The 4,373-nt window shown below is 76.4% G+C and carries 2 protein-coding genes; one reads left to right on the top strand and one right to left on the bottom strand.

Annotation, left to right across the window (positions count from 1 at the left end; all coding sequences use genetic code 11):
- A partial coding sequence (locus FA014_RS18335; RefSeq protein ID WP_154731056.1) for a serine hydrolase domain-containing protein occupies positions 1-1,961 on the top strand: 1,961 nt, incomplete at its 5' end.
- 136 nt (positions 1,962-2,097) lie between these two features.
- Here the strand turns inward: FA014_RS18335 and FA014_RS18330 are convergent.
- Complete coding sequence (locus tag FA014_RS18330; RefSeq protein WP_154731055.1) at positions 2,098-4,260, bottom strand: DEAD/DEAH box helicase; 2,163 nt, start codon at positions 4,258-4,260, stop codon at positions 2,098-2,100.
- Positions 4,261-4,373 lie beyond the last annotated feature (113 nt).

The following is a 4,373-nucleotide window of genomic DNA, read 5'->3' as shown; positions in this document are numbered from 1 at the left end:
CACCCGCCGCGGCGACGCCGACGCCCGCCCCGGAGCGCCCGGCGCCGGTCGCCGGCGCGGCCGCCACGACCGGCGGAGCCGACGCCCCCACCGACCCGGCCACCGTGCCGGCGCTCACGCGAACCGATGTCGACGCGTGGCTCGACGGCTTCCTGCCCGCCGCGCTCGACCGCACCGACATCCCGGGCGCGACCGTCGCGGTCGTGCACGACGGCGAGGTCGTCACGACCCGCGGCTACGGCTGGGCGGACACGGGGACGGAGTCCGGCGAGGCGGTCCCCGTCGACCCCGACCGCACACTGTTCCGACCCGGGTCGGTGTCGAAGCTCGTCACCGCGACCGCCGTCCTGCAGCTCGTGCAGGCCGGCGACGTCGACCTGGACACCGACGTGTCGGCGTACGTGGACATCGACGTGCCGCGGGCGTTCGACGACCCGATCACGCTGCGCCACCTGCTCACCCACACCGCCGGGTTCGAGGAGCGCATCCGCGGGCTGATCGGGGCGGAGGGGACGCCGGTCGACCTGCGCGCCGCCCTCGCCACCGACCCGCCGGAGCAGGTGTACCGGCCCGGGACCGTGCCCGCGTACTCGAACTACGGCAACGCGCTGGCCGGCTACGTGGTCGAGCGCGTGAGCGGGGAGCCGTTCGAGCAGTACGTCCAGGAGCACGTGCTCGACCCCGCCGGGATGACGACGGCGACCTTCGAGCAGCCGGTGCCCGACGACCTCCGCGGCCACCTCGCCCTCGGGTACGGCACCGCGTCCGGGCCGTCGACGGGGTTCGAGGTCGTCGGGGTGCCGCCCGCCGGTGCACTGTCGGCGTCGGCCGCGGACATGGCGCGGTTCATGCTCGCGCTGCTCGGGGAGCCCGCGACCGGCGAGCAGGTGCTGGACGCCGACACGCTCGCCCTGATGCAGGCGCCGGCGCTCGACGAGGACGACCTCGGCACGCTCGCCGGCGGCCCCCGGATGGGGCTCGGCTTCTTCCAGGAGGACCGGAACGGGCACCGGGTCGTGGGCCACGGCGGCGACACCAACGCGTTCCACTCCCACCTCCAGCTGTACCCGGACGAGGGCACGGGCGTCTTCGTCAGCGTGAACGGCTCCGGCGCGGGGGCGCTCGACAGCCTGGAGCTGCGCGAGCAGCTGATGCAGGGCTTCGCCGACCGGTATTTCCCGCCGACCGACGCCGCGGGCACCTCCGGCAGCATCCCCGTCGACGCCGACACCGCCCGCGCGCACGCCGCGGCCCTCGCCGGTGCGTACACCGACTCCCGGGCGATGCGCAGCACGTTCCTGCACGCGACCGAGCTGCTCGCCGTCACCCACGTCACCGCCCAGGACGACGGCCGCGTGCTGGTCGCGCCCGGCCCGCTGACGAACCGCCCCGTCCTGTACGAGGAGGTCGCGCCGTGGGTCTGGCGGGAGGTCGGCGGCCAGCGGACGATCGCCGCGCGCGCCGAGGACGGCCGGGTCACGGCGATCGGGTACGACTCGGCGTTCACGCTGCTGCCCGCGGGCGCGGCGACCGGCGTGGCGCTGCCCGCGCTGGGCGCGGCGCTGGCCGTGCTGCTGGTGGGCGCGCTGGCCGGGCCCATCGCCGCGCTGGTCCGCCGGGTCCGGCACCGCGCCCCGCGCGACGTCGCCGGGCGCCCGGCCCGGGTGCTCACCCGGGTCGCCGCGGCGAGCGCCGTGCTCGCCGTCGCCGGCTGGGCGGTCGCGATCACGACGATCATGGGGCTGGTCGACCTGCCCGAGGGCGGCCTGCGGGTGCTGCAGGTGCTGCAGGGCGTCGGGATCCTGGGGCTGGTGCCGGCGACGGTCCGGGTGGTCGGCGACGTGCGCCGCCGCGCCGGCGGGTGGCGGGTGGCCGGCGGCGTGCTGGTGCTGCTGGCGCTCGGCGTGGTCGCGTGGTTCGCGGTGACGTACCGGCTGGTGGCGCCGAGCCTGTCGTACTGACCGCGCGTCGACGAGCCCGACGGCTTCCGGCCGAGCCACCCCCGAGAGGCGGTGGGCTCGCCGGAAACCGTAGGGCTCGCGGTCCGGCGGCAGCGGGCGCGCGGGGCGGCCGCACACCCGCCGCCCCGCGCGGCGGTCAGGCCGCCGGCGCGTCCTGGGCGGCCAGCGCGTCGGTCAGCAGCCCGACCAGCGCCTCCAGCTGCACGTCCGCGGCGGCCCCGTCCTCCATGTCGGCCCCGTCCAGCGCCCGGGCCGCGAGGCCGGACTTGCTGTCGATGAGCTCGGCGATCCGCGAGTCCACGGTCTGCGCGGCGATGACGCGCCACGCGGTGACCGGCTCGGACTGCCCGATGCGGTGGATGCGGTCGATCGCCTGGGTCTGCTCGGCGTCGGTCCAGGACAGCTCGGCGAGCACGAGGTTCGACGCGACCTGGAGGTTCAGCCCCACGCCGGCGGCGGTCAGCGAGCAGACGACGATCTGCACCTCGGGGTCCTCGACGAACGCCGTGACGTTCTTGTCGCGCTGCCGGGTGGTCTGGTCGCCGCGGATCGAGGCGTACTTGATCCCGCGCTCCGCGAACGCCTGCTCGGCGTGGTCCATCACGTCGACGTGCTTCGCGAAGAACACGACCTTGCCGACGTTGCGGGCCAGCTGGGCGGCGTAGTCCGCGGCGGGCGCGGCCTTGGCCTGGCCGATCCGGCGGACCATCGAGAACACGTTCTCGCCCTTGGCCTTGCCGCTGGAGTCCTTGAGCTCGGCCGCGGCGACGCGCCGGGCGATCTCGTGGTCGGTCCCCAGGACCAGGCCGGTCTCCCGCGCCTCGACCGCGCTGCGGTACCGCTGCAGCAGCCGCGCGACCAGGGCCGCCTCGGCCTCGCGGATCGACCGGCCGGCCGCGCCGTCGAGCTCGACCAGCAGGTCCGCGACCCGGCGGGCGGGGATGTCGGCGACCACGTCGGCCTTGCGGCGGCGCACGATGCCCATCTCGATGACGCACTGCCGCGCCGCGGCGGAGAACCCGCGGTCCGCCGGGGTGAGCCCGATGTCGTCCAGCGCGGTCATCAGCCGGCCGAGCGGCTTCTCGTCGTCGATCCAGCCGAGGTACTGCCAGATCGCCCGGAAGTCCTCGATGTCGTTGATCAGCGGGGTGCCGGTCAGCGCCATGAGCAGCGGGCGCGCGGTGCGCTCGCGGATCTTCTCGGCGATCGACAGCACGTGCTGCGAGCGCTGGGAGCGCTTGTTCTTGATGAAGTGCGCCTCGTCGACGACCATCCCGCGGAAGCCGTGCTCGCCGAGCCAGCCGACGTGCCGGTCCAGGATCTCGTAGTTGACGATCACGACGTCGGCGAACCCGTCGACGCGCTCGCCGTCGCCGTGCACGACCGTGGCGCGGCGCTCGGGCGTCCACAGGCCGACCTCGTGCGCCCAGTTCGTCTTCACGACGTTGGGGACGACGACCAGCAGCGGGTACGCCCCCGCGGTGCGGGCGGCGAGCAGGGCCTGGGCCGTCTTGCCGAGGCCGGGCTCGTCGGCGAGCAGGAACGTGCGGTGGCCCTGGCCGGCCGCGGTGACGACCTGCGCCTGGTGCGGCATCAGCTCGCGGCCGGGCGGCGTCGGGACGGGGGCCGGCTCGGGGAGCGGCATGCACGCGGGGACGCCGTCGCCGGACTGCTCGAACGACCGGAACAGCGGCTCGAGCAGCTCCCAGCCGGCCAGCCGGCGCGGCTTCGCGGCGGCCCGCTCGGCCGCGGCCTCGAAGTCGGGGGCGAGGAACGGGTTGGCGAGCCGCCGGGAGATCACCGACTGCGGCACGACCTGCTTGTCGGCACCGGGGGCGGGGGCGGCGGGTGCCGGCTCCTCCTCCGGCTCGGGCTCGGCCGGCACGTCCCGGCCCGCCGCCCGCAGCACGGTGGCCCGGTAGGCGCGCGCGGCGTCGGAGACCCGGGCCTCGTCGGCGAGCAGCGCCAGCAGCGAGGTGTCCCGCGCGGCGATCCGGGCCAGCTGGGTCGCGACCCCGTCGAGCCGCTTGAGCAGCTCCGTCCGCTTGGCCTGGGTCAGCTCCGGGTCGGCCATCGCCCGCGCGCGCTCCTCGCGCACCAGCAGCGCCACGACCTGGAACTTGGTCCGGACGGCCGGCCGCACCGGCGGGCGCTGCACCGCCCCCTCGATCTCGCGCACCACCCCGGCGAGGACGGGGATGAGCCCCTGCTCGCTCGGGCGGGCGGTGCGGCGGCGCTGGCCGCCGGGGGCGGTGCTGCTGCCCCCGCGGGCGGGTCGGCGCTGGCCGGTTCGTGCCACTTCGTCTCCTTCGTGCCTGCGTGCCGCGGCGGGGGCACGCGGGCGTGGTGCCGTCGCCGCGCGGGTCCGGCGCGGACGCCGGGTGCGCGCGACGCGTCGCCGCGTGCGGTGCC

Origin of the sequence: Cellulomonas hominis, assembly GCF_005239125.1 — a bacterium.
Taxonomy (GTDB): Bacteria; Actinomycetota; Actinomycetes; order Actinomycetales; family Cellulomonadaceae; genus Cellulomonas; species Cellulomonas hominis_A.
Note: the sequence above shows the minus strand (reverse complement) of the source record. Positions and strands in the feature narration are given on the sequence as shown.